At 52.7% G+C, this 24367-nt stretch carries 25 protein-coding genes; 13 read left to right on the top strand and 12 right to left on the bottom strand.

The window, feature by feature from the left end; translation table 11 throughout:
* The first annotated feature begins 48 nt into the window (after positions 1–48).
* On the top strand, positions 49–573 hold the full coding sequence (locus LC073_RS02520) for a GNAT family N-acetyltransferase (protein WP_226643048.1): 525 nt from the start codon (positions 49–51) through the stop codon (positions 571–573).
* Here LC073_RS02520 and LC073_RS02515 read toward each other — a convergent pair.
* A complete protein-coding gene (locus LC073_RS02515; protein ID WP_226643046.1) occupies positions 566–1165 on the bottom strand; it encodes a pyridoxamine 5'-phosphate oxidase family protein in 600 nt (199 codons plus the stop codon). The genes LC073_RS02520 and LC073_RS02515 overlap by 8 nt on opposite strands.
* Before the next feature lie 103 nt (positions 1166–1268).
* On the opposite strand from LC073_RS02515, the gene LC073_RS02510 reads away from it, so the two are divergent.
* Both LC073_RS02510 and LC073_RS02505 read left to right on the top strand, forming a co-directional pair.
* Positions 1269–2732 (top strand): PLP-dependent aminotransferase family protein, encoded by a 1464-nt coding sequence (locus LC073_RS02510; protein WP_226643043.1) that lies wholly within the window; start codon positions 1269–1271, stop codon positions 2730–2732.
* 273 nt (positions 2733–3005) lie between these two features.
* The gene (locus tag LC073_RS02505; protein ID WP_226643041.1) at positions 3006–4391 is read left to right on the top strand and encodes a hypothetical protein; all 1386 of its coding nucleotides are present in this window, start codon (positions 3006–3008) and stop codon (positions 4389–4391) included.
* Between the two features lie 263 nt (positions 4392–4654).
* On the opposite strand, the gene LC073_RS02500 is transcribed toward LC073_RS02505, so the two are convergent.
* From LC073_RS02500 to LC073_RS02470, 7 genes are all read right to left on the bottom strand, one after another.
* Positions 4655–4858 carry a hypothetical protein gene (locus tag LC073_RS02500; RefSeq protein ID WP_226643039.1) on the bottom strand — a complete coding sequence of 68 codons (204 nt, stop codon included), beginning with the start codon at positions 4856–4858 and terminating at the stop codon, positions 4655–4657.
* A 159-nt stretch (positions 4859–5017) separates the two neighbouring features.
* Positions 5018–5182, bottom strand: coding sequence for a hypothetical protein (locus tag LC073_RS02495; protein WP_226643037.1), 165 nt, complete (start codon positions 5180–5182; stop codon positions 5018–5020).
* A gap of 135 nt (positions 5183–5317) precedes the next feature.
* On the bottom strand, positions 5318–5908 hold the full coding sequence (msrA, locus tag LC073_RS02490) for a peptide-methionine (S)-S-oxide reductase MsrA (RefSeq protein WP_226643035.1): 591 nt from the start codon (positions 5906–5908) through the stop codon (positions 5318–5320).
* A 63-nt stretch (positions 5909–5971) separates the two neighbouring features.
* Positions 5972–7156, bottom strand: coding sequence for an iron-containing alcohol dehydrogenase (locus LC073_RS02485; RefSeq protein WP_226643033.1), 1185 nt, complete (start codon positions 7154–7156; stop codon positions 5972–5974).
* 231 nt (positions 7157–7387) lie between these two features.
* Positions 7388–7852 (bottom strand): hypothetical protein, encoded by a 465-nt coding sequence (locus tag LC073_RS02480; protein ID WP_226643031.1) that lies wholly within the window; start codon positions 7850–7852, stop codon positions 7388–7390.
* Positions 7853–7876: 24 nt separating this feature from the next.
* A complete protein-coding gene (locus LC073_RS02475) occupies positions 7877–9265 on the bottom strand; it encodes an aldehyde dehydrogenase family protein (RefSeq protein WP_226643029.1) in 1389 nt (462 codons plus the stop codon).
* Positions 9266–9350: 85 nt separating this feature from the next.
* Positions 9351–10724 (bottom strand): glutamine synthetase family protein, encoded by a 1374-nt coding sequence (locus LC073_RS02470; RefSeq protein WP_226643027.1) that lies wholly within the window; start codon positions 10722–10724, stop codon positions 9351–9353.
* A gap of 163 nt (positions 10725–10887) precedes the next feature.
* Here LC073_RS02470 and ppa point away from each other — a divergent pair, with 163 nt between their 5' ends.
* A complete protein-coding gene (gene ppa / locus LC073_RS02465; RefSeq protein ID WP_226643025.1) occupies positions 10888–11424 on the top strand; it encodes an inorganic diphosphatase in 537 nt (178 codons plus the stop codon).
* Positions 11425–11544: 120 nt separating this feature from the next.
* Here the strand turns inward: ppa and LC073_RS02460 are convergent, their stop codons facing one another.
* The 3 genes from LC073_RS02460 to LC073_RS02450 all read right to left on the bottom strand — a co-directional run bounded on the left by LC073_RS02460 (position 11545) and on the right by LC073_RS02450 (position 13800).
* Positions 11545–12048: a hypothetical protein gene (locus tag LC073_RS02460; protein WP_226643023.1), complete on the bottom strand. Its 504-nt coding sequence runs from the start codon at positions 12046–12048 to the stop codon at positions 11545–11547.
* A gap of 51 nt (positions 12049–12099) precedes the next feature.
* Positions 12100–12924, bottom strand: a complete 825-nt coding sequence (cysE, locus tag LC073_RS02455; protein WP_226643021.1) for a serine O-acetyltransferase — start codon at positions 12922–12924, stop codon at positions 12100–12102.
* A 159-nt stretch (positions 12925–13083) separates the two neighbouring features.
* On the bottom strand, positions 13084–13800 hold the full coding sequence (locus tag LC073_RS02450; protein WP_226643019.1) for a M15 family metallopeptidase: 717 nt from the start codon (positions 13798–13800) through the stop codon (positions 13084–13086).
* A 246-nt stretch (positions 13801–14046) separates the two neighbouring features.
* Here LC073_RS02450 and LC073_RS02445 point away from each other — a divergent pair, with 246 nt between their 5' ends.
* From LC073_RS02445 to LC073_RS02430, 4 genes are all read left to right on the top strand, one after another.
* Positions 14047–14331: a TfoX/Sxy family protein gene (locus LC073_RS02445; protein ID WP_152454716.1), complete on the top strand. Its 285-nt coding sequence runs from the start codon at positions 14047–14049 to the stop codon at positions 14329–14331.
* A gap of 216 nt (positions 14332–14547) precedes the next feature.
* The gene (gene htpX / locus LC073_RS02440; RefSeq protein ID WP_226643017.1) at positions 14548–15432 is read left to right on the top strand and encodes a protease HtpX; all 885 of its coding nucleotides are present in this window, start codon (positions 14548–14550) and stop codon (positions 15430–15432) included.
* Positions 15433–15557: 125 nt separating this feature from the next.
* The gene (locus LC073_RS02435; protein WP_226643015.1) at positions 15558–16613 is read left to right on the top strand and encodes a S1C family serine protease; all 1056 of its coding nucleotides are present in this window, start codon (positions 15558–15560) and stop codon (positions 16611–16613) included.
* A 97-nt stretch (positions 16614–16710) separates the two neighbouring features.
* Positions 16711–17055: a Rieske (2Fe-2S) protein gene (locus tag LC073_RS02430; RefSeq protein WP_226643013.1), complete on the top strand. Its 345-nt coding sequence runs from the start codon at positions 16711–16713 to the stop codon at positions 17053–17055.
* Positions 17056–17103: 48 nt separating this feature from the next.
* Here the strand turns inward: LC073_RS02430 and sfsA are convergent, their stop codons facing one another.
* Entirely contained in the window at positions 17104–17802 is a 699-nt protein-coding gene (gene sfsA / locus LC073_RS02425; RefSeq protein WP_226643011.1) for a DNA/RNA nuclease SfsA, read from the bottom strand.
* A gap of 255 nt (positions 17803–18057) precedes the next feature.
* On the opposite strand from sfsA, the gene dksA reads away from it, so the two are divergent.
* The 5 genes from dksA (at position 18058) to LC073_RS02400 (ending at position 24190) form a co-directional block, all read left to right on the top strand.
* Complete coding sequence (gene dksA, locus LC073_RS02420) at positions 18058–18495, top strand: RNA polymerase-binding protein DksA (protein WP_152454721.1); 438 nt, start codon at positions 18058–18060, stop codon at positions 18493–18495.
* 78 nt (positions 18496–18573) lie between these two features.
* Positions 18574–19455, top strand: coding sequence for a tRNA glutamyl-Q(34) synthetase GluQRS (gene gluQRS, locus LC073_RS02415; protein WP_226643009.1), 882 nt, complete (start codon positions 18574–18576; stop codon positions 19453–19455).
* An 89-nt stretch (positions 19456–19544) separates the two neighbouring features.
* Positions 19545–19721, top strand: a complete 177-nt coding sequence (locus LC073_RS02410; protein WP_226643008.1) for a hypothetical protein — start codon at positions 19545–19547, stop codon at positions 19719–19721.
* Positions 19711–22671, top strand: coding sequence for an ATP-binding protein (locus LC073_RS02405; RefSeq protein ID WP_226643006.1), 2961 nt, complete (start codon positions 19711–19713; stop codon positions 22669–22671). The genes LC073_RS02410 and LC073_RS02405 overlap by 11 nt, the downstream gene beginning before the upstream one ends.
* 127 nt (positions 22672–22798) lie before the next feature.
* On the top strand, positions 22799–24190 hold the full coding sequence (locus LC073_RS02400) for a sigma-54-dependent transcriptional regulator (protein WP_226643004.1): 1392 nt from the start codon (positions 22799–22801) through the stop codon (positions 24188–24190).
* Positions 24191–24367: the final 177 nt, after the last annotated feature.

Here is a 24367-nt window from a genome sequence, read left to right as displayed (position 1 = left end):
GTGAAGAAGAGATTTTACAGGTAGCATGAAAAATTTTAAAAAAATAAAATGAGCTATAAAGCACACTCAAATATCAAAGTAATGGAATTACAGAAACAAACAATGCCCCTTTCCTTACAGCCAATAGCCAAAAATAACTATGAGGCGGTCTGCGACCTCGATGTTGCCAAAGAGCAGGAGGAATACGTCGCCTGTAATATGTGGTCACTGGTGGAGGCACAGTTCAATTCTGGATATGAAACTCGTGCGATTTATACGGAAGAAAATCCCGTTGGTTTTCTTATGTGGGTGAGGGAGAGCCATGAAAAAATTTCTATTTGGAGATTTATGGTTGACCAGAAGCACCAGGGGAAAGGGATAGGTAGGGCTGCGCTTCAGCTAGCCCTGCAAGAAATCCGGCAAACGCCCGATATCGAGCAAATTGAAATCTGCTACAACCCCAAAAATCCTGTGGCTAAAGACTTTTACTCCAGTTTTGGTTTTACTGAAGTGGGCATAGATAAGGACAACGAAGATATGCTTGCCATCATCAATCTCACCAATAAAAATCCTAAAGAAACTGATACTATTTAAACGGGCAGGCGGGCTTAGTACCACTCCAAACCGGTAGATCTAGATCTTCTTTATTGTCTGATGGTGCCCCTGTGCGACTCTTAAAAGAACCTTCCTCTATGGTCAGGCGCATCAGGGCCGTACCCTTGCGCTCCTGTGGATTTGGAGAGCGTACCTGATTCCAGCGATCGGGTTCGATATCTTCGATGATGGATTTGAAAACTTCGTCAAACTCCTGAGAGTCCTGCACTCGTTCACCACGACAAAATAGAACTGACGAGCGATAATTTGCGCTGTGGTGATAAGCGGATTTAGCCAGTACCCATTCATCATAGCGGGCAAAGGAGATACAAACCTGCTGCCCCGAATCCAGTAATTTCTGCAGACGGCTTTTATTGGCCACATGAAAATACAAAAAGTCCCCATGGCGCCATACCGTCATGGGAATAACAATCGCCTCCCCATTCTGGATAAAACCGATATGCCCCAGCTTCAGTTCATCGACCAAACGATAAATATCCTCGCGGCGATAACTGGCCCTCTTAGCGGCACGGCGCACCCGGCTCTTTTGAGTAACAGACAATTCACTCTTTGCGGAACCTGAAATTGCCATTCTAAAAAACTCCCACAACGACTTATCAACAACGGATATCGCCAATATAGGAAGTTACTGGTACTCTGGTTAGCTCCAGTTTTATCCAGTTGATGGTGCCAGTTTGAGCAGCCCCGATTTAGCCGACTTAACCCTGGACCCCAGGCAACCGTTACAGGCCCAGCTATACCGCTGCCTGGTGGAGTGGATTTGCAACGGCCGGCTGACTGCTGGCTGCAAGCTACCCTCCTCGCGCAGACTATCCTCCACTTTGAATATCAGCCGCAATACGGTCACACTGGTTTTGGAGCAACTGAAGGCCGAGGGTTTTCTTACCAGTCGCGCTGGACAGGGCGTTTTTGTAACCAACGCCCTACCCGCCTACGTGAATAAACCGAAGCATCTGGCGTGGCGTGCCCAGGACCCTGCGAGCGCATCTCCCATGCCAAGGCTCTCAGCCCTCGGCCAACGGTTGCAGGCTTCCACAGCATTTAAAGCCGATAGCGGAGACTCTTTTCCTTTTTCACCAGGCATACCGGATCTCAAAGCTTTTCCCTTAGCCATTTGGTCCAGACTTTACCGGCGCCATAAAGATAGGACTTCCCTGCTTGGTTATGGGCACAGCCAGGGCCACCCATCCTTACGCCAAGCACTGGCAGAGTACCTGCGCAACTGCCGCGGAGTACTCTGTGATGAAGACCAGATCATCATTACCAATGGCGCCCAGGAAGCCTTGAGCCTGTGCGCGCAAGTGCTACTGGAGCCCGGAGATACCGCCATCATAGAAAATCCAGGCTACCGCCGCGCCCGCGGGGCATTTCAAACCTGCGGCGCCAAATTAGCATTGGCCGAATTGAAAAATGGCTATTTAGATGTGGATGCACTGATCAAAAGCCAACTGCACGGCAAAGTTCTCTACACCACACCAACCCATCAGTACCCTATGGGCGGAGTCATGCCGGCCAGCGAACGGTTAAAGCTGCTGGACTGGGCCACCAAGACGCAATGCTGGCTTTTGGAAGATGATTACGACAGTGAATTTTCCTTTGAACACAAACCCGTCGCAGCCCTTCAGGGAATGGCAGAGCATACCCCTGTTCTCTATATGGGCAGTTTCAGTAAAAGCCTGCAGCCCGGCCTGCGGTTAGGCTACCTGGTAGTCCCTAAACCCATCGTACAGGCATTTGCTCGCGCCAAGGAAATGCTCTCTGGTCACTCCCCACTACTTACCCAGGCGGTAGTTGCCGACTTTATTGAGGAGGGACATTTCGTACGACACCTGCGCAAAATGCGCCTTAACTATCGAGAAAAATGGTTGCATTTTTGTGATTTGATACGGGAAAAACTGGAACCACAGGCACAACTCATTGCAAGGAGTGCCGGAATGCATATCGTACTCTCAACTCCAAACAGGGATGACATTGACCTATCGAGAAAACTGGCCAAACATAACTTCGGCAGCACACCGCTCTCGTTTTTCTATCCCGACAATCCATCGAATATGGGCTTGGTCCTGGGGTTTGCCAATACCAGCAAACAACAGCGAGAAGATTGTATTGATCTTCTAAAAGATTACTTAATAAGCTGACGCAACCAACTCATTACTTTCACCTTACTTGTCTTTGGCAATAGCTTTGACAATAAATGAAGGCGATAACAACGATAGATAAACTGCGCTTGCCATCTTATCCAAGTTTCCTAGGCAATTTCTTCCTTTTCCCGTCGAGTCAATCCTAACCTTGACTAATCCAAATCTTTAGCTGTTGGCCATAAGGTATAAGCTGCTCTAATACAACTAATCTACAAATTTTTTGGCATACGTTTTGAGATGTAGTTGTCTGATTCAACTAGGCTAGGGTTTATGCACAATTCCAGCCAAACTTTAGATACAGGCCAAACAAAAACGGAAACCTCGCCAACTGCATGGCTAGGCATGATAAGCCTGTTTTTAGGCGCCGCCTGTATTCAGCTGGTCATCATGCGCTATTTTAATGGCGAGATGGCACCGCAGTCTTTTGCTGCCGGACTGGAGCAGCTTATACAAACTGAAGAAGCCCCCAGCGCCATTAAATCGTTAGCCAGATTTTTTATCTCTCACATCACCAGCTTGACGTACTTACTACATCTGGCAGTTTTTCTTGCCGGAGTGCTCTTACTATTACGCGTATTTATTACTGCTGGCGCCCTACTTATGTTTATCAGCTTCATATTATTGTGGAGCTTCACTTATATGGCAGAAAATAGCTGGTTTTTTGAGTTCTTATCACCTGCGCTATTTGCACTAGTCTTGTCTGTAAGCACCTGTAGTTTCGCCACAAATACCCAGTTACCCTATCACCAGCGTCTATTGGGCAGTATTCTGGCACCGGATATAAGCCTTTTGTCTTGGAGCCTCTGGGTGATTGTGGCATCTATCCTGTTCTTTACGATATTTTTGATGTCGCGCAATGGCGGCAATCACATACTACTAACCAGCCTTTTATCCAGCATCACCATTGCTGCCTTAGCAATATTTTCAAAATTTTTAGACCGACATCGCATGGTCGTACAGACAGAACAATCCAATCTACTGGTAGGGCGCTGGATTAACCTGTTCACCATCACCATTGGTGTTATGTTGATTTTCCAAATTTTTGAAGACAACTTACTGAACTGGTTTACCGTGGAGGGCTACAGGGGGCTGGTAAACTCCTATGTAGAATACGGAAACACACCATTGTGGTTTCGCAATTCGTTAGCCTGGGCTGCAGAACATGCAGATATTTTTATGCCAATTCAAAGGGTATTCGAAGTCTCTGCTGCAATCTGTATGGTCACAATGGTTTTGCGCTTTCCCATCGTTCTATTGGCCACGGGGCTGTTCGCCATTCTCTCCTTTACCGAGTTCGGCGTGACCAATGTTTGGCCTCCTGCGCCAAGCAAACCCCCGGCTTGGGTATTCGAGCTATTACTCACGACCTTAGTGAGCCTGACTTGTGGCCTTTATTATCTTTTCGACGCATTAAAGTATAAATCCTGGCGTTATTGGCTACTAGGGCCCAAGGTGTTCAACACTATATCCAGCCTGGATAAACGTTTATTATTTATCCTATTCGTTATTCTAGAAATAATTGTATTTTCAGTGAGCCCCACCAGTAAAGAAAACGATATACTAGCATTGCATTTTTCAGCGCTAGCACTTATCCCTTTGTTTTACATTTTGATACTTTTAGATGACATCAGGGAATCCAGACCAAATAAACTTTAAAAATTACCTCCAACAGCCTTAAAGCAATATCAGCAATTCGTCACAACATTTGATCAATTCAACTACTCCTTAGAACCAAGATCCACCATTAAGATTAAGCTCTATAACATTAGGAAAAATTAGTTAAAGCGACATCCTGAGAAAAATACGAAATTTGAAATAGAAGATTTTAACCAGGAAAATAAACCTCTAAAAATCACTAACAGGCATATCACATCTTTAAATTAGTACTCTAAAAATCACTTGCCACAAAAAAATAAATTTCACATTTCAACCGCAACCAAACCAAGAACTCTCTCTTGCAGCATAAGAACTTTCTCAACAGTTGCGCGCGCTCCTACATTCCCGACAAAAAAGAATTGATTTACATTCACCATCGCTGAAAAATAATTACCTGAAGACCGGACAAATAACTGCAAACTTTCCCATTGGGAAGATTTAGGATCTTCCGACCCCTCCTTTCTCACCAACATCCTTATTAAGGCTCGATCACGAATAAACACCCAATTGGAATTATTGAGCAGTATATTCTCGGCGTCACATATTGAGCTTCCATGAACAACCTCAGGAAAAGGATAATCTTCATAATTATCAATGGAAAAGGAGATAGCAAAGAAGGGGTGGCCTTAACGATGTACCCAATAACTGATAAAATCTTCTTCCCTGACCTCTGGACAGCCATAAAAGATACGTACCAAGTGAGAATTACCCGGCACAAATACCATTAGAGGTTTCGATTTATCTGCAGCAATATAACGATAAAGAGCAGGGAACCCAGCTGCAATGCTCATTACCTCCCCTTCAAGCAATCTGCCAGATTCGGTTTTTTCCCATGCTATAACCACATCTTAATTACCAGAGTCAGAACACTCTTTAGCGCTAAATAAATCTCTACTTCGGTAATCAACAGAACACTATTCAACGAATTAGCTCTTGGCCTTACCCCAAACTTCCTCAAGCCGCTGATCCCGTCCACAGCGGAAACGGTAATATTTATAGCGTAGAGGATTACGTTGATAATAATCCTGATGGTATGCCTCTGCCGGATAAAAAGGAGCGGCAGGTTTTATCTGGGTGACAACTTTCTTACCCAACTCAGCCTCTACTTTCTTCTTACTCTCCTCAGCCAGCTTCTTCTCTTCGTCATTACCATAAAAAATCTCAGCACGGTACTGGTCGCCCCGATCACAAAACTGGCCACCGGCATCAAAGGGGTCCACGTTATGCCAGAAAATATTGAGTAACTCGGAATAACTCACTTTGTTTGCATCATATTTAACTTGCACCACCTCGGCATGGCCAGTACCACCAGCAGAAACCTGATCATAGGAGGGGTTCTTTACATGGCCACCGCTGTAACCCGAAGTGGTTTCCAGCACACCTTTGACCTTGTCAAACGGTGGCTCCATACACCAGAAACAACCACCGGCAAAAATAGCGGTGCGGATAATAGGCGAATCCTGGGCATATCCGAGAGAGGCTGCAAAAAAAATAAACAGAGCTAAGATGCCGCGCATAACCAATTCCTGTGAAAAATTCTATTGATAGGCTTTCTTCTGTCGGTCCTTAGATGGAATTTCTTACAGTGCAATATTGCCCCGGCAGGCACGTAGGAAAATATCGCGATATTCCAGGGCATTGAAAGAAATAGGGTTGCTACTTGCGGAGGGGTCTTCCGCGGCCATACAACCGATCTTATCGGCATCATCGGTACTAATGCCGATTTCCATTAAGGTATTTGGGATACTCAATTGCTGACGCAGACCAATTATCCAATTCAGCACCGCGTCAAAACCACTTTCGAACCTGTCTTTGCCTGTTAATTGCAGTGAGAGCGCCAACTGCCCCATAGGAATCTCTATAGCGGGCCGGTTGGCTACGAGCACATAGGGCATCAATATGGCGTTGAGTAAACCGTGGTGCTTGTCATAGAGGGCACCAAGCGGATGTGCCAGAGCATGAATGGCTCCCAAACCACGCTGAAATGCGGTGGCCCCCATACAGGAGGCCACCAGCATCTGTTGGCGGGATTTCAACTCAGTGCCAATCATGTAAGCACGGGGTAAATAGTTTTTAATCAGACGCATCCCCTGCAATGCAATGCCCTCAGCCATGGGGTGGTAAATGGGGGAATAATAAGCTTCCAGGTTATGCGAGAGTGCATCCATGCCAGTGGCCGCAGTAATCTGGGGTGGTAGCCCCAGAGTCAGCTCTGCATCCAATATGACGATATCCGGCAATAGTTTGGGGTGAAAAATCAGGCGTTTCAGCTTCGCCTGCTCATCGGTTATTACCGCCACCCGCCCTACTTCCGAGCCGGTGCCTGCGGTAGTAGGCACGGCAATTACCGGGACCATGCCGTCGGAGTCCACCCGTTTATAGTTATCGCCAATATCTTCAAAATCCCAAATGGGACGACGTTGCCCGGCCATTAAAGCGATCGCCTTGCCAGCATCCAAGGCTGAACCACCACCGAAAGCGATTACACCATCACATTTTTTTTCTCGTAATAGCTCGACTCCACAATCAATATTCTCACCGTTGGGGTTGCCCTTGATTGAGGAGAAAATCTCTACCTCCAAGCCATATTCCTTACAAGGCTCTAATGCGCGTTGAAGCAATGGCATGCCTGCAATATCGGGATCGGTTACCAGTAAGGGGTGCTGCATATTGAGATCAGAGCAGGCTTTGGCAATATCTGATACCCGGCCGGGACCAACCCAAATATTGGTAGGGAAATTCCAGTTTACCCGGTATTTATCCACATTAGCCTCCCAGCCTTTACCATTTAAACATTTAAAATTTCTAGTTATCCACAGACTTTATGTATTTTGCCGATCGGATAAGGTTAAAAAAACTGTCTGTTCATAACCTCACTGCTATCTACCTCTCTAACCTGTAAAAGCTCGGCGCTATTATCCATAGGCCAAACTCCAGCTGAAGAAAGCACGATTTTCATTTTAGTAATTGGACCTATAAAATCAGCAGAAGCATCATTAATCGACTACACCCTCAACAGGCTCGATAGATTCAATCACCTTAATCACTGGTGTGAAATCTGCCGAATTACAGTTACCTTGAAAATGCGCAATTAGCAGATCATGCCCATCCCCCAAAAACCAATTTGCCAAACACTTTCCTTCCGATGAAAAAGTGACAAAGTAGCCTGAATATTTGCCAACCTGGATCGAGGAAACTGGATGTTCCACCGGATGGGTTTTTAAAAATGCGCTGGGATCACCTCCACTACTCAATATTCCTTTTCTGAGAATGAAGGCCATCAGGTTACCCGTGTGCTCCTGATGAAAACCAACCCCTACATCATTATTGTAAGGATCTTTGTATTTTGACCAGCCATCAGGGATATCTAAAGTAACATTTTCATAAAGGTAAGGTTCCGCGCTTGATGCCAGAGGATAAATTAAAAACAATCCATAAATACAACAAGTAATCCACCTCACAAACTTTCCCTCTTTACTGGTTTGCTAACCCCTAATTTTAAAGTGAAATGATTTGGGCCTGGTTAGCTGCTCAAATCCAATCCTGGACAAGGTACATCCCCTGCCAGACTGTTTGACTCCGGTCCAGGCCAACTCCGGGTCTAGGTAGTCGCAGCGATTGAGGAAAACGGTGCCCACTCGCAAGTGATCTCCAATTGCCAGGGCAGTTTCTTCATCTCGTGAAAATATGGCTGCGGTAAGGCCAAAGCGGCTGTTATTCATCAATTCTAGAGCCTCACCATCGTCATGGACTTTTTGCACCCCCAAAACCGGGCCAAAAGACTCCTCGCGCATTAGCCGCATTTTGTGGCGCACACCGGTAAGTAATTGCGGTGCCATATACTGAGTGCCGCGTTTGTCCATGGAAAATTTATTACTCTGAAGATGGGGCTGGGCGCCTTGTGCCAGCGCTTCGTCAATTTGAGCACGCACTTTGTCGGCAGCCTCCGCATTGACCAACGGACCCAGAGTTGTTTGAGGATCATCGGGCCGCCCCAACTTAAAATCACCCACTAATGTAGCGGCACGCTCAACAAATTCATCAAACAGATTTTCATGCACATAGGCGCGCTCAATACCACAGCAGGACTGACCGGAATTAAAAAAGGCTCCATCCACAACTGCTTCCACCGCCTGTTCAAGGTCTGCATCTTCCCGCACAAAAGCGGGGTCCTTGCCGCCCAATTCCAGCCCAAGCTGGATAAATCGGCCGGCGATAGTGCGTTCTATATTGGCCCCGGCATCCACAGAACCAGTAAAAGCGATATGTTGAATTTCATCAGCACAGGCTAATCGTTGTGTGTTTGAATGATTGAGATGTAGAAACTGAAAAACTCCGTAAGGCAGGCCCGCCTCCCTAAAAGCCTCCACCATACGCTCCGCACATATAGGCGTTTGAGCAGAGTGTTTTAATATAACCGCATTGCCTGCCAGCAAGGATGGCACCACCGCATTAACCGCAGTTAAATAGGGGTAGTTCCAGGGGGCGATCACCAGGGAAGTCCCCAGCGGCTCTCGGCGTATAAAACGGGAAAACCCCGGCTTGATTGGCAAATGGATATCTTCTAGGGCCTCTTCCGCCAAGTTCGCCATGGCTGTGGCACGCTCAGCAAATCCATCTATTTCTCCCGGCGCATAGCGAATGGGCCTGCCCATCATCCAGCAGATTTCCTCTGCCAATCGATGCTTTCGCTCAGTAAAAAATTCCACCGCACGATGGACTATGGCGATACGCTCTAACATAGGGGTCAAGCGCCAGGCCCTTTGCGAAGACGCCGACCTATCCAGGGCTACACGAATTTCAGCCTCGCCAGCCAAGGCTCGCTCTAGATACACACTGTTATCAACAGGGGAAATACAGCGCAGGTGGTGCATTTTAACTATCCGTTATCGCCGGCATAACCGGCATTGATTTCCCTTCAATGTAAAAAACCACTGAAGCGCACGTTTAGAATGCCATTCAAATAATTTCGAAATACCTGTCTAATTCCCAATCGGTGACATGGCGGCGATACTCGCGCTCCTCCCACTCGCGGCTGGCGGCGAAGTGCTCAATAAATTCACTACCGAATAATTCGTGGGCGGTCTCGGAATTTTTTAGACGCTGGGTTGCATCCCACAAAGTGGTAGGTAACTCCTGCTGTGCTTCTTGTGCCAGGGCATAGGCATTACCTTCAATTGGCGCACTGGGTTGCCACTGTTGCATTATCCCGTAAAGGCCGGAGCCCAGGGCCGCGGCCAGCGCCAGGTAGGGATTGGCGTCGGCAGCTCCCAAGCGGTATTCCACCCGCTGTGATTTTTCACTGCCGGGAATAGCGCGCAGCGCCGTGGTACGATTTTCCACGCCCCAGTTTGCACCAGTGGGCGCCCAGAAGCCGGGTACCAGACGGCGATAACTATTGACAGTAGGGGCAAACAGCGCCAGAAATTCCGGCATCAGGCGTTGCTGGCCGGCAATAAAATGGCGCATAATTTCACTTATCCCCTGGGGCTGGGAGCCATCAAAGAAAGCGGCATCCCCACTATCCAGATCTCGTAGCGATAAATGAATATGGCCACTCTGTCCCGGGTAATCACTGGACCAACGCGACATAAAGGTGGCCATCAGGCCCATACGCTGCGCCAGTACCTTCATAAAAGTTTTAAACAGTGCGGCTTTGTCCCCTGCAGCTTCAGCGTTATCCACGGCAATGGCCGCTTCGAGAACACCGGGGCCGGTTTCGGTATGAAGTCCCTCTAGAGGGAAGTCCATGCACTCACTCATATCGAGAATTTCACGGTAGAGTTCGGCATGGACCGAATTGCGCAGCATTGAGTAACCAAACCAGTCCGGCGTGAAGGGCTTCAGGTTGCGAAAACCCTTTTCCCGCACGGACTCGGGTGTTTCATCAAATAAAAAGAACTCATATTCCAGAGCCGCAAAGGGCTCGAATCCAATGGCCCGACAGCGGTCTACCACCCTTTGTAGAGCCGCGCGCGGACAGACTACCTGGGCCCGCTGATCAAACTCCGCCAGAAACAGCAGCATATTGTCTTCAAAGGGAATATCGCGGCAACTGTGCGGCAAAATGCGTACCGGCGCATCCGGGTAACCAGTGTGCCAGCCGGTATAGCGGGCGTTATCGTAGAGCTGGTCTTTGACATCCCAACCCAGCACCACATCGCAAAACGAAAATCCCTGCTCCAGGGAAGAGAAGAATTTTTCACGGCTCATATATTTGCCGCGCATGACCCCATCCAAATCAAACAGGCCCACTTTGACATGACTGAGGCCACGCCCTTCAACGATGGCACGAGCCTCCTGAACGGTTTTTACCTCCCGCGCTTTGATCATGGCCGTCCCTGCCCCATTGTTGTTATCAATGACCTACAGGATAGACCCGCCAGCCGAGCCTTGACGCCCCATATCCCCTTTAAGGGCGTGACTTTCAGCCATGCCGAACTGCATATATAATCCGCGCTCCAAATTTTTCGTTTTACCCAGTTCAGGAACAGCAATGAGCTTCGACAAGATCCCCGCAGGTAAAGACCTGCCCAGCGATATCAACGTAATCATCGAGATCCCTGCCAACTCCGACCCCATCAAGTACGAGGTGGACAAGGACTCAGACGCCGTATTCGTGGATCGCTTCGTTGCCACTCCCATGTTCTACCCGGCCAACTACGGCTATGTACCCCAGACTCTGTCCGAAGACGGCGACCCCCTGGACGTACTGGTAGTAGCGCCTTACCCGGTAATGATTGGCTCCGTGATCCGTTCCCGTGTGATCGGCGTGCTGAAAATGACCGACGAATCCGGTGTTGATGCCAAGTTGCTGGCCGTACCCCACACCAAATTGACCAAGCTGTACGATCACGTTCAGGAAATCGGCGACCTGCCCGAGCTGCTGATCAAGCAGATCGAACACTACTTCGAAAACTACAAGGCTCTGGAAGCCGGCAAGTGGGTGAAAGTGGAAGGCTGGGCCGACGCTGAAGAAGCGCGCAAAGAAGTACTGGCTTCCCGTGAGCGCTACCTGAAAGAAGAAGGCTAATCGCCACTTCTTTAAAGCCAGGCCCTACTTTGTAGTTTCCAGGCTGACAGACATAAAAAAACCGGCTATCTGCCGGTTTTTTTATGTCTGGAGGTTCCCAACAACCGAACTGCAGGCAATCTAATTGAGATCCCACTGGGGAATACTGACCGGTACAGCGGCTGGCTCGGCCCGCTCGCTCTCATCCAGTAACAACCCCTCCGCCGCACGCAGACTGATATGTTCAGTGGACACCTGCACTTCTGCCACCTCCCTGCGCTCATGGTCTTTCACCAGGTTGCCCTCCATAGGCGCGAGCGTCCAGTTGGGAACACGAAGCCCTTCTGATTGGGGTGCCTGCGTTGGTTCAGCAGTCTTGGATTCAGGCGCCTGCTTGGCGATATCAGAACCGCCCTCATTCTTAAGGGCCGCCTGAGCGCCAACCTTGGCCAGGGTGGCTTGAAATTGCTCCGCCTGGGCGCGGCTAAGTCCCTTGCGAAGTACTAAAGGCCGACCACAAAACAGTTTTTCCACTGCCTGGGGGCTGCTCTTAAACAAACGCGCCAAATTGGCCTTCACATCACCGGCGGTAAAGCCGGCAATCAGGTCGCCGCGAAAAATCAGGCTATAGCTGGCTTGGGTCATCACTCAATCCCTATGTGTAATGCTGGTTAGTTAATACTTGCGACCACAGCTTTATTCTTCAGAATCCAGGGTCTGGTCCATGGTAAAGGCGGGCGCCTTCTCTATCCGGCCACCAACCTGACGCGCGGGGACACCGGCCACCGTGGTGTGGTCGGGCACATCCTGCAGAACCAGGCTACCCGCAGCAATCTTCACATCCTCACCCACCCGCACAGGCCCCAATATCTTGGCTCCGGCGCCAATCATCACGCCGTGTCCAATTTTCGGGTGGCGATCCCCTGAACCGCGACCGCTGCCGCCCAAAGTCACCGAATGCAAAATGGAAACATTGTCGCCCACCACCGAGGTCTCCCCCACTACCAAACCCGTGGCGTGGTCAATCATAATACCGCTGCCAAACTTGGCCGCAGGGTGGATATCCACAGCGAACTGCTCCGACACGCGGCTCTGGAAATACAGTGCCAGGGTAGTGCGGCCCTGATTCCACAGCCAATGGGCGATACGGTGCGACTGCAAAGCGTGAAATCCCTTGAAGTAGAGAAAGGGAGTGAGGTACTGGTCGCAGGCGGGATCCCGGTCGTACCAGGCACAGATATCCGCCAGCATACTGCGGGATATACTTTCATCTCCTTGAAGGGCGGAGGCGATCACTTCCTGCAAGGCGGTGGAAGTGAGCGCATTGTGATCGAGGACCGAGGCTAACTGGTCGGCAATCGCGTGCTCAGGCGACTTGTGGCGCAGCACGGTATTGTGGAAATAACTCGCCAGAATCGGCTCATCCCTGGCGGCTGCGGCAGCCTCTGCGCGCATAGCACTCCACACATCTCTGGGCTCAGTTTGGCTGTCGATAATCTGTTCCTCACCGTTCTTACTCATATTCCCAGCGCTTTCCTTCCCATCGCTTTCCTATTGTATCTAATCTGCTTGAATCCAATCCGAGCCCCTGAGCTCGCGCAGCTTCGCAGGAATATTAGGGGCTTTCAAGCGCCACCCACCGCGGGAAACCACTGCAGAATCCGGTGGCACAGATCTTCCTCAGAGCGGCATTTCTGCCGGATAACAGTGATCTGGAATCCACACAAAGCGCGTATAGATGTGCTCCAGTTGATTGCAAATCGTGTCGCACAGCGCCAGGTCACTAGAGCGCAACTGCGCTTCCAGGCGCTCGAGCGTCAACAGATGCTGTAGCTCCAGGGCTCGCGGTGCATAACTCAAGTGCCAGCGTTCCGGCGCCACGCCACCGCGGTCCTCGGCATAGGGGCGAAACAGGCCGTAACTCTGCCCCGCAGCTATGCGCTGGTCCAGCCACTGGTGAAAGGCACCGAAAACCCCATCATCAGCCACTTCCTGTGGGGTTAGCTGTACTTGGTAATCCTCTGCTACAGCAGCGGCATCGATAATATCGAAATCGGTACCCCAATGATGGCGCGAGGCACCGGGTAAGGCCGACCAACGGAGTATGGCCAGCACCAGCTCCTCCTGCGGCAGCCCGGAGATTTCAAGCGCTTCGCCCTCGTTGTTAAGCACCGGGCGCTGCCCCTGGGCTTTGCCATTCCAGATGGTGCGCTGGCGCTCAAAACTGCGAAAGCCAGAGACAACCTTGGGGTCAAAGCCGGCATCGCGCGCATCGCGCCGCAGGCGTTGAAAAGCAACCAGGGCCTCGGGGTGCAGCAACTGCCCAGAGGGAGGATCGAGAATAACGTGATAATCGGTGAGCCCGAAGAGCATGCTCTTTAGCGGTGTGGATAACATTTGACTCCTATCGGCAGGCGATTCTTGTAGGGCGGGCTAAAGTGAGTAAACACCCGGCTATTACTCTACCAAAGAGCGTAGAGGAATAAGTAAGGCCGCCGAAATTTGCTAGAAAAAGTAATAGGCGCTGTCTTAAAGCCCGCGGCGGTAATCTTTGTTGGCAGTTTGTTAATTTATGTTAAGTTCAGTCCCGCGATCGAGGATTGATCGCAGCCACCGGACGGAAAACCTTGCAGGGAAAACTGAATGCACCCAAGTCAATCAGAACTACTCAAGCTGAAAAATTTGGGGCTCGCCTCCGTCAATATCCTTCACTCCATTGGTATTCGCACCTACGAAGATCTCCACCGCATCGGCCCCGTTGAAGCCTTTATCAGTATTCGCAACCGCGGCATCAACGCCTCGCGTGTCATGCTCTATGCACTTCAAGGTGCCCTCCTAGACGTCCACTGGAACGACCTGGACCCGGATCTCAAGCAGCAGCTGGTCACTGAAGCCGATCGCCTGTTAGCCACACAGAATTCTGATTAAGACCTGCCACTAAAAGACAGGGGGAATACACCGCTTACCGGGCTGTAGGAAGCTTGCGGTATGAGTACCCATTAAGCGCTCAAAGGGAACTGTTCCCGGCGTATCGCCTTAACAAGACACTCTTTAGTTTCGACCCGGCAGTAACACTAAATTTTGTCACACAAACCACCACACCCTATCTAAACTTGTCTAAGGGCAAAGAGACGGAGAGAGCCGATGTTGCGCATTGGGCTATTCCTGCTGACTAACCTGGCAGTATTGGTTTTAGTCGGCATTATTTTCAATATTTTTGGCATTGGCGGCATCCTCCAGGCCAATGGTGTCGACCTGAATCTGGGCGCATTGCTGCTCCTTTGCGCTTTATTTGGTTTTGGCGGTTCTTTTATCTCCCTATTTCTCTCCAAGACCATCGCCCGAATGAGCACCCGCACCCAGGTTATCACCGAGCCGCGCAGTGCCGATGAGCAGTGGTTGGTAGAAACGGTGCGAGAGCTATCACGCAAGGCCAATATCGGCATGCCAGATGTGGGTATTTTCCCCATGCCCCAGGCCAATGCTTTCGCCACCGGCTGGAATCGCAACAATGCCCTGGTTTCTGTGAGCGCTGGGCTATTGCAGCGCTTCAGCCGCGAAGAGGCACGCGCGGTCATCGGCCACGAGATTGGACACGTGGCCAACGGAGATATGGTGACCCTGGCTCTGATCCAGGGAGTGGTAAACACCTTTGTGATGTTCTTCGCTCGGCTGGTCGGCTTCTTTGTCGACCGGGTGATACTGCGCAATGAACAGGGCCTGGGTATCGGCTATTACATTACTTCTATCGTGATGGATATCGTCTTTGGCTTCTTTGCCATGTTTATCGTCGCCTGGTTTAGCCGCCGCCGGGAATACCGTGCGGATCATGCCGGCGCCACCCTGGCCAGCCCCAATTCTATGATCGCCGCATTGCAACGGCTCAAGGTGGAGTCCGAACGGGGCCACGAAGAGCCCCTGCCGGGCAACATGAAAGCCTTCGGTATATTCGGCAATATGGGGGCTCTGTTGGCCACCCATCCGCCCTTGGATGATCGCATCCTCGCCCTGCAAAATTTCCGCAAATAAATCCCGGATTGCTGTTAACCCTTTTCTGGGGCGGGTTTTAATTCATTGCCGCGCCCCCATCTTCACTCCCTCACAACAAGCACAGTAAACTTTCCAGTACAGTGATAAAGCGAAGACGGCAACCCATGACACCGTTTAAAACTCTGCCCATTATTCTGTCCGCCCTTTTGTTCTTGTTCACGGCTCCCCTGTACGCACAGGTTCCTGAATTCGCCACAGATGACGAGCGCAACACCATGCAGGTGTTTAATTTTGCCAGTCCATCTGTGGTGTATGTCATCAATGAAACTCTGGTTCGCGATAGTAGAACCCTACGCCTGCACGCAGTCCCCAAAGGCGCCGGTAGTGGATTCATCTGGGATGAGCAGGGACACATAGTCACCAATTTCCATGTTATTGAAGGCGCGCGCCAAGTCACCATTACCCTGCAGGACCGCAGCGAATGGCCCGCCACTCTGGTGGGTTCGGCACCGGAAAAAGATCTGGCCGTTTTGAAAATCGAGGCGCCGAAAGAATCACTCAAACCCTTGGTAGCAGGTACTTCAAGCAATCTGTCAGTGGGGCGCAAGGTACTCGCCATCGGCAACCCTTTTGGCCTAGATACCACCCTGACCACCGGGGTGGTCAGCGCATTGGGACGAGAAATCGAGGCCGCTAACAATCGCACCATCCGCAATGTGATTCAAACCGACGCCGCTATTAACCCAGGAAATTCCGGCGGCCCTCTGCTGGATTCCCTCGGCCGCTTGATCGGAGTAAATACAGCCATCTATAGCCCCAGCGGCGCCAGTGTGGGTATCGGCTTTGCCATACCTGTGGATACGGTAAAGAAAATAGTGCCGCAGCTCATCAGCTACGGCCGCCTGGTTCGGCCAATTCTCGGTATTGAATCCGCGCCGGACCAGTGGAGTAGCCGCTACGGATTTGAAGGCGTTGCGGTGCTACGCACAGCACCAGGCCTGCCGGCGGAAAAAGCCGGACTACAGGGCATCTACCGCACACGCCAGGGAGGCTGGCAGTTGGGGGACGTTATCGTGGAAATTGAGCAACAGCCCGTTCGCAGCTACGACGACCTGCTCAATGCACTGGAGAAGTACCGCGCCGGGGACCAGATTACCTTGGGGATAATGCGCGACGGGACAATCCGCTACACCTCTATTACACTCGCCGCTCCCCAATAAGCAGGGGCAGAATTCAGCGCGTTTCTCCCCAAATCAACATATCTGGGAGGGCGCGCCTTATTAACCAATAAATAATTGCGCCTAAGGCCGACCAGTTATGCAGAAATACTTCCTGTGTCGTTACGATGAGTTAACGGAAGGACAATCTAAAGGCTTTGCCCTCGGCGATACCGCCGCCGGCACCGACAATGTGTTTGCGGTAATGAAAGGGGGCGAGGTATTCGCCTATAAAAACACCTGCCCCCATCGCGGTATCAATCTCGACTGGCAGGAAGACCAGTTTCTCGATCCCGATGGCGCATTGATCCAATGTGCATCCCACGGAGCGCTGTTCACCATCGAAACCGGCGAATGTATTGCCGGTCCCTGCACCGGGGATTCTCTCACGCCTGTGCCAGTGGAATACGCTCAAGACGGTCTTTATGCCCTACTGCCGGAATAAAATTTATTGGCTGGGAGAATTCCGCCCAGCCAATAAAATTAACTTCTCTCAGCGAAATGGCAAAGCCTCACTGAGCACGATTTCAGCGGCGCTCATCTGTGCTTTGTAAGCAAGCACCTGCACACCGGCAGATAAAGCACTATCAAGTGCATCTGCATAAGCCCGGTCAATTTCTCTGGCCGCCTCCACGCTCTCAATGCCGCTGTGCTGCACACAGTAAAAAAGCACCGCGCGCACGCCACATTCAGCCAGCTTCTGCAACTCGCGCAGGTGCTTAGCACCGCGGGAGCTCACCGCATCGGGAAAATAACCGCGCGCTCCATCTGCCAAAGTGACATTCTTGACCTCCACATAGCAGTCGCCAGCATCACCGGACAATAGAAAATCGATACGGCTGTTTTCGTCGCCGTAACGCACTTCACGGCGCAGAGATTCATACCCTTGCAGTTCACTGACCACACCGGAGTGGATCGCCTCTTCTACTAGGGCATTGGCACGCCCGGTATTGACCCCGGCCAGAGCACCATCTGGAGTTGTGCAGATTTCCAGCGTGTGGCGGTACTTGCGCTTGGGATTACCCGAGTCCGAGTACCAGCAGGCGCCCCCTTCAACCCAACAGTTTTTCATAGAGCCGGTATTTGGGCAGTGAATGGTAAACATCTCGCCATCCACCGTCTCCACATCGGCAAGGAAACGCTTGTATCGGCGCAGCAGGGTGGCCTTTTGTAGCTGTGGGGAAAACTTCACTGGCTGGCACTCTTGTACATTTTGGCGCCACAAAATAGCAGACAACTATTTGTGGCGCGAATCGCGCAGATTTGATAGCTTCCTCGCTCTCGGTCGCCGGGGGTCTCGGTAACCGAGGCAAGGATTAGCCTGTCACCGCAACTGCTTTAATAGGTGAAAAAAACATCACCCAAAAAGATTACGGTCTAGGCTAGATTGAATTTGGTGGTATCGCCCCCATTATCGGGGGTCCGTAAAGAAAGAGAGGCAACGACTATGCCCAAAACTGCTGCGAGCACCGATTCTCTGCACGGCTTTGAGCCCTACAAGGAGACTAAGGGCGAAGAGTACATGAATGAGAAGCAGCAGGAGCATTTCCGCAACTTGCTGTTGGCCTGGAAGGCCGAACTAATGGCGGAAGTGGACCGCACCGTTTCCCATATGAAAGACGAGGCCGCAAATTTTCCCGATCCCGCCGATCGCGCGAGTCAGGAAGAGGAGTTCAGTCTTGAATTGCGCACCCGCGACCGCGAGCGCAAGCTGATTAAGAAAATCGACGCCACCCTGGAACTGATTGACCAGGATGACTACGGTTTCTGTGAAGCTTGTGGGGTTGATATTGGTATCCGCCGCCTTGAAGCGCGCCCCACTGCAACCCTGTGCGTGGACTGCAAAACCCTGGCTGAGATCAAGGAAAAACAGCTTTCCGGCTGATTTTTTCCCTTTGCATTGCGGCGATCACCCCAGATCGCCCAGCTGGACAGGGCGGTCGACGGGACCGCCTCTACCACCTTGAATAGTAAAACTCCCTATACCGGTCGCTTCGCTCCCTCGCCGAGCGGTCCCCTGCATTTCGGCTCGCTGGTGTGCGCACTCGGCAGCTATCTGGACGCCCTCGCTCACGGTGGACATTGGCTCGTGCGTATGGAGGACTTAGACCCCCCTCGCGAGGAACCCGGCGCAGCCGCTCGCATCCTGAAAACCCTGGAATCTCATGGGTTGCACTGGCACGGCGCGGTTGAATGGCAGAGCAAACGCCACGCACACTACGAAGAAATCCTCTCTCAATTGCGCCAGCGAGAACTCTTGTACGCCTGCTACTGTTCACGTAGCCAGATCCGCCAAAACGGTGGTCACAATAACTTGGTTTGCCGCACTAGGGATGCAGAGGATAAAAACGATGGGGCCTGCGCGCTTCGCCTGAACTGCGCAGGTGGAGAGGAACGCTTCGAGGATATCTGGCGCGGAACAAAAATCCAGTCAGTACACGAAGACACCATCCTCAAGCGCCGCGATGGCCTCTATGCCTATCAATTGGCCGTAGTGGTCGATGATATTGCCCAGGGCATCACCCATATCGTGCGCGGTGCCGACCTACTCGACACCACCGCCGCTCAAATCCGCCTCTTTCACCTACTCGGCAGCGAAGCGCCGATCTTTGGCCACCTGCCATTGGTCATGGGGCCGGGGGGGATGCAAAAACTCAGCAAACAAAATCATGCACCGGCAATTGACGACAGCAAAGCCGCCAGCAACCTTTGCACCGCATTGGATTTTCTCGGCTTCCATATTGCGGATGGCCTGGAGCAAGAGGCACCGGAACATATTCTCAAGTGGGCTGCAGCGCGCTGGCAGCGCCATCAGGTCGATAAACGCGACCGACAATTGCACTGATCGTTGGTGGCAATTAACATTTTTGCGCCAGCCGGCACTCGGCCAGCCATTTATTTTTTCACCCTCCACGCGGATTTACATAACAAACTATGAGCAACCGCACCCTGCTAATTCTGCTCGTGCTGGTGGGCTATGTGTTCTCCCCCACCATATTTACCTGGATGATCAATCCCATTGGCGCCTGGTATCGGCCCTTTATTCTCTGGTTCGTTCTGATCCTGCTGGCGGTTTTTATCCAGTGGAGGCGCAAATCGAATGAGCTTTGAGATAGCCCATATCGCCCTGATCGGGGTCGCCTATATTGCCACCCTGTTCTTTGTCGCTTTCGCCACTTCCAAGGGGTGGCTGCCCTCGCGCTGGGTGCGCCATCCGCTGGTGTATGTACTCTCGCTAGGGGTCTCCCTGTCTGCCTGGACCTTCTACGGCATTGTCGACCTCGCCTGGCAATACGGTTACGGAGTGCTCGCCTACTACCTGGGCACCGGTGCCATGTTCCTGTTCGCGCCGGTGGCGCTGGAACCCCTGGCTCGCCTGGCCCAACGCTACCAGCTTTACTCCCCCGCTGATCTCTTGGTATTTCGCTATCACAGCCGCCAGGTGGGCACCCTGGCCACCCTGTTTATGCTGCTGGCACTATTGCCGCTGGTGGCTCTGCAGATCCAAGCGGTGTCGGAGACCCTGGCACTGTTGTCGCGGGACAGTGTCGCCGCCCTGGGCCTACCGGATAGCGGTGTCTCCAGCAAAAACCTGATCGCCTTCTTCTACTGCGTATTGTTGGCAGTTTTTACCAGTATGTATGGCGCCACCCGCGAGCGCGGTGAGGGCCTGGCCAGCGCCATGGCACTGGAATCCCTGGTTAAGCTGGTGGCGCTGACCGCGGTAGGAGGCTATGCGGTTTACGGTGTATTCGGTGGCTTTTCGGGGCTCGACCAGTGGTTGCTGGAAAACAACGATATGCAACAGCTGCTCTACACCCCCATTGAGCAGGGCTCCTCGCATACGCTACTGCTGGTCTTTATCGCCACCGCCGTGGCCATGCCACACATCTTTTATTTGAGTATTGCCGAGCGGCCCACCGGCCAGGCCCTGCGCACCGCCAGCTGGGGATTTCCGCTATTTCTGTTGCTGATGGCGCTGCCGATCTTTCCAATTATGTGGGCGGGTTTCGCCCTGGATGTAGCCGAGCCTGTGCAGTACTTCTCGCTGGCAGTGCCGCGAGCCAGCGGTTCGGCACTGTTGACCACCCTCGCCTTTATCGGCGGTCTCTCCGCCGCCACCGGCGCACTGATAATGATGACCCTGGCACTGTCCACCATGGTCATGAACCACTGGCTGCTGCCGGGCACCCGCTGGCACTCAGAGGACAATATGTACCGCCAGCTGGTATGGCTGCGCCGCGCATTAATAGCCGCGCTGTTTATCGCCGGCTTTGCCTTTTACCTGCTGCTGGACAATCGTTTACCCCTCTCGGACCTGGCCTTGCTGGCCTTTATCGGCTCCCTGCAATTCCTGCCGGGTATCTTCGCCGTTATTCACTGGCCAAGGGGCAATCGACGCGGCCTGATTGGTGGGCTTCTAGCGGGGATGCTGATCTGGGGTTGTGGTCTACTGCTGCCATCGGTATTTGAGATTACCGGCATCACCCTGCCGGGTACTTCTCTTCAAATCCCTTTGGGAATGTCCATCTGGACCCAGATCACCACCCTGTCGCTCGGCGTCAACATACTGCTGTTCGTCAGTCTGTCGCTGTTCACCTCGACGAGCAGCCTGGAACAATACGCTGCTGACCTGTGCAGTGACGACACCATCGCCCAGGCCCTGCGTCTGGGTCTCGATGTGCAGTCCGCAGCAGACTTTCGCCTGCGCCTGGCGGAGAGCCTGGGAGCGGCCACTGCCAACACCGAGGTGAAGCGCGCCCTCAGCCAGCTCAACCTGCCCGATGACGAACGCCGTCCCTACGCCTTGCGCCAACTGCGTAACCGTATCGAATCCAACCTGTCGGGACTGCTGGGGCGGGTGCTGGCCGGCCAGATTATCGATCGCCACTTTCCCTTCCAGAACAGCGATCAGCCGGCCAATAAGGATATTCACCTCATCGAGACCCGCCTTGGACGTTACAAACACCAGCTCACCGGGCTCGCCGCAGAGTTGAACAACCTGCGCCTATACCATCGGCAAATGCTCGAGGAGCTGCCCATGGCCGCTTGCTCCCTGGGACGCGATGGCGAGATACTGCTGTGGAATTACGCCATGCAGGATCTCACCGGCATTGCCGCTGTAGAGGTGATCGGCTCCAAACTGGAATATCTGGCTGAGCCCTGGCGCAGTCTGCTGGCGGAGTTCGCCGAGTCTACCGATGCCAGCCGCTTCAAGCAGCAGGTCAGTCTCGATGGCAACAGTCACTGGCTCAACCTGCACAAAACCCGACAGAAACGCAGCCGTAGCGGCCGGACCCGCAACCAGCGCGGCGATGGACAGATGTTGCTGCTTGAGGACATCACCGAGACCCAGATACTGGAACAGGAGCTGATTCATAGCGAACGCCTGGCCTCGGTGGGACGCCTCGCCGCCGGTGTCGCCCACGAAGTAGGCAACCCGGTGACCGGCATCGCCTGCCTGGCACAGAACCTCCAGTTTGATTGCGACAACCCGGAAGTACTGGAAACCGCCGACCAGATTCTCAGCCAGACCCAGCGCATCAGCCGCATAGTGCACTCGCTGGTGAATTTCTCCCACAGTGGCAGCCAGGAAAGTGAACGTGCGCCCGTGGACCTCTATGCCTGCGTGCAGGAAGCCGTACATCTATTGTCCCTGCAGCGGGATAAAACCGAAGTGCGTTTCGAAAATGCGGTGCCCGCAGATCTGATCGCCCCCGGCGACAACCAGCGCCTGATTCAAGTATTTATCAACCTGCTCAGTAATGCCCGTGACGCCAGTCCCGATGGCGGCCTCATCCTCATCGAAGGCCGCGAAGCCAGGGGGTGCGCCTGCGTTTCTGTCACCGATGACGGCCCAGGCATCTCAGCCCAACACCGCGAGCGCATCCTGGAACCCTTCTTCACCACCAAGGAACCCGGAGAGGGTACAGGCCTTGGCCTGGCCATGGTGTACAGCATTGTCGAGGAGCACGGCGGGCAGCTGGAACTGGAGAGCCCGGCCAACCCCGAGACCGGCCGCGGCGCTAGATTTACTGTGCAGCTGCCCCTTGCAGGTTGAGAATCCAGCCGGCAAACCGGCCGGGAACTGGGCAAAAATAACCCGATTCTCCGTTTTTGAGTTGCATAGAAACGGCGACCGGGTAAAACTAGGCGTTTATTGAGCATTTTGTAACCAGGCGTAACATATGAGCCACATCCTGATCGTCGAAGATGAAGCCATTATTCGAACGGCGCTGCGCAAACTGTTAGAGCGGCACCGATACAAGGTCAGTGAAGCAGGCTCAGTTCGGGAGGCCCTCAGTAAGTACCGAATCAACGAGGTCGACTTGGTAATCTCAGATCTGCGCCTTCCCGGTGCGCCCGGCACCGACTTGCTCAAACACGCCGGTGAAGTGCCGGTATTGATCATGACCAGCTACGCCAGCCTGCGCTCCGCGGTGGACTCCATGCGCATGGGCGCTGCGGACTATATCGCCAAGCCGTTCGATCACGATGAGATGCTCGCCACCGTTCGCCGTGTCATCGGCAAGGCCGAGCAGAGCCGTGCTCTGGCTCCTGTGGATAAAGGTAACCCGGGCACCATCGCCGGGATGATCGGCGACAGCCAGGTTATGCGCGAACTCTACAGGCGCATCCACAAGGTGGCCCCCACAGATGCCACCGTGCTGGTACACGGTGAGACGGGCACCGGTAAAGAACTGGTGGCCAAGGCTATCCACGAGGAGAGCCGCCGCGCCGGCAAGCCACTCATCTCCGTCAACTGTGCCGCCATTCCAGAGACACTGATCGAATCTGAACTGTTTGGCTATGAAAAAGGCGCCTTTACCGGCGCCCAGAGTGCCCGTGAGGGGCTGGTTGCCGCCGCTGATGGCGGTACACTTTTTCTGGATGAAATCGGTGAACTCCCCCTGGAAGCCCAAGCCCGCCTACTTCGTGTGATACAAGAGGGTGAAGTGCGCCCGATCGGCTCTATTGAGTCCCGCAAGGTGGATGTGCGCCTGGTTACCGCCACCCACCGCAACCTGCGCCAACTCGCTGCTGAACGCAAATTTCGTGAGGACCTTTACTACCGTATCAACGTGGTTCAAATGACCCTGGCCCCACTGCGCGAACGCGGCCGCGATGTCCTTGCACTAGCAGAGCACCTTCTGGAAAAATTCTGCACCAAAATTGAGCGTCCCCTGCTGCGTCTCTCCCCTGAAGCCGTACAGGCTGTCACCACCTACACTTGGCCCGGTAATGTGCGTGAGCTGGAGAACGCCATACAGCGTGCGGTAATCCTCACCGACCGTGACAGCCGGGAAATCGATCATAGAACCCTGGATATTGACCTGGATCTGGTCCCCGTGGAGGAAGCCATCGGCGAACCCCGCCCACGCAGCCTGCACACCGATCCCCGCGAGGACCTTTCTCTAGAGGATTACTTCGCACGCTTCGTGATCGAACACCAGGACAGCATGAGCGAGACAGAACTGGCAAAAAAGCTAGGGGTTAGCCGTAAATGTCTATGGGAACGACGTCAAAAACTGGGGATTCCCCGCAAGAAGGCCCGCCGCAGCGCCGTTGCCGAAGTCTGATCACCTCATTGTGGGATTGTGGGGGCTGAGCCCCCTATCTCCGGCCGCGTTAACCCACTGCGGCACCAAGATTCAAAAATTTACTTCCCTAACGGTATGTTCAGCATGCCGGCTATCCATGCTCTTCTTGTTACACCTCCAGTAACAAGGGGAAGTGTTACCCCAGACCTACCTCAA

Origin of the sequence: Microbulbifer variabilis, assembly GCF_020524905.1 — a bacterium.
GTDB classification, from domain to species: domain Bacteria; phylum Pseudomonadota; class Gammaproteobacteria; order Pseudomonadales; family Cellvibrionaceae; genus Microbulbifer; species Microbulbifer variabilis_A.
Note: the sequence above shows the minus strand (reverse complement) of the source record. Positions and strands in the feature narration are given on the sequence as shown.

Excerpts from the sequence above, each read along its gene's own strand:
- LC073_RS02520 (WP_226643048.1), top strand. The coding sequence starts at position 49 with ATGAGCTATAAAGCACACTCAAATATCAAAGTAATGGAATTACAGAAA.
- LC073_RS02515 (WP_226643046.1), bottom strand. The coding sequence starts at position 1,165 with ATGGCAATTTCAGGTTCCGCAAAGAGTGAATTGTCTGTTACTCAAAAG.
- LC073_RS02505 (WP_226643041.1), top strand. The coding sequence starts at position 3,006 with ATGCACAATTCCAGCCAAACTTTAGATACAGGCCAAACAAAAACGGAA.
- LC073_RS02495 (WP_226643037.1), bottom strand. The coding sequence starts at position 5,182 with ATGAGCATTGCAGCTGGGTTCCCTGCTCTTTATCGTTATATTGCTGCA.
- msrA (WP_226643035.1), bottom strand. The coding sequence starts at position 5,908 with ATGCGCGGCATCTTAGCTCTGTTTATTTTTTTTGCAGCCTCTCTCGGA.
- LC073_RS02475 (WP_226643029.1), bottom strand. The coding sequence starts at position 9,265 with ATGCACCACCTGCGCTGTATTTCCCCTGTTGATAACAGTGTGTATCTA.
- LC073_RS02470 (WP_226643027.1), bottom strand. The coding sequence starts at position 10,724 with ATGATCAAAGCGCGGGAGGTAAAAACCGTTCAGGAGGCTCGTGCCATC.
- ppa (WP_226643025.1), top strand. The coding sequence starts at position 10,888 with ATGAGCTTCGACAAGATCCCCGCAGGTAAAGACCTGCCCAGCGATATC.
- LC073_RS02460 (WP_226643023.1), bottom strand. The coding sequence starts at position 12,048 with ATGACCCAAGCCAGCTATAGCCTGATTTTTCGCGGCGACCTGATTGCC.
- cysE (WP_226643021.1), bottom strand. The coding sequence starts at position 12,924 with ATGAGTAAGAACGGTGAGGAACAGATTATCGACAGCCAAACTGAGCCC.
- LC073_RS02450 (WP_226643019.1), bottom strand. The coding sequence starts at position 13,800 with ATGTTATCCACACCGCTAAAGAGCATGCTCTTCGGGCTCACCGATTAT.
- LC073_RS02445 (WP_152454716.1), top strand. The coding sequence starts at position 14,047 with ATGCACCCAAGTCAATCAGAACTACTCAAGCTGAAAAATTTGGGGCTC.
- htpX (WP_226643017.1), top strand. The coding sequence starts at position 14,548 with ATGTTGCGCATTGGGCTATTCCTGCTGACTAACCTGGCAGTATTGGTT.
- LC073_RS02435 (WP_226643015.1), top strand. The coding sequence starts at position 15,558 with ATGACACCGTTTAAAACTCTGCCCATTATTCTGTCCGCCCTTTTGTTC.
- LC073_RS02430 (WP_226643013.1), top strand. The coding sequence starts at position 16,711 with ATGCAGAAATACTTCCTGTGTCGTTACGATGAGTTAACGGAAGGACAA.
- dksA (WP_152454721.1), top strand. The coding sequence starts at position 18,058 with ATGCCCAAAACTGCTGCGAGCACCGATTCTCTGCACGGCTTTGAGCCC.
- LC073_RS02410 (WP_226643008.1), top strand. The coding sequence starts at position 19,545 with ATGAGCAACCGCACCCTGCTAATTCTGCTCGTGCTGGTGGGCTATGTG.
- LC073_RS02405 (WP_226643006.1), top strand. The coding sequence starts at position 19,711 with ATGAGCTTTGAGATAGCCCATATCGCCCTGATCGGGGTCGCCTATATT.
- LC073_RS02400 (WP_226643004.1), top strand. The coding sequence starts at position 22,799 with ATGAGCCACATCCTGATCGTCGAAGATGAAGCCATTATTCGAACGGCG.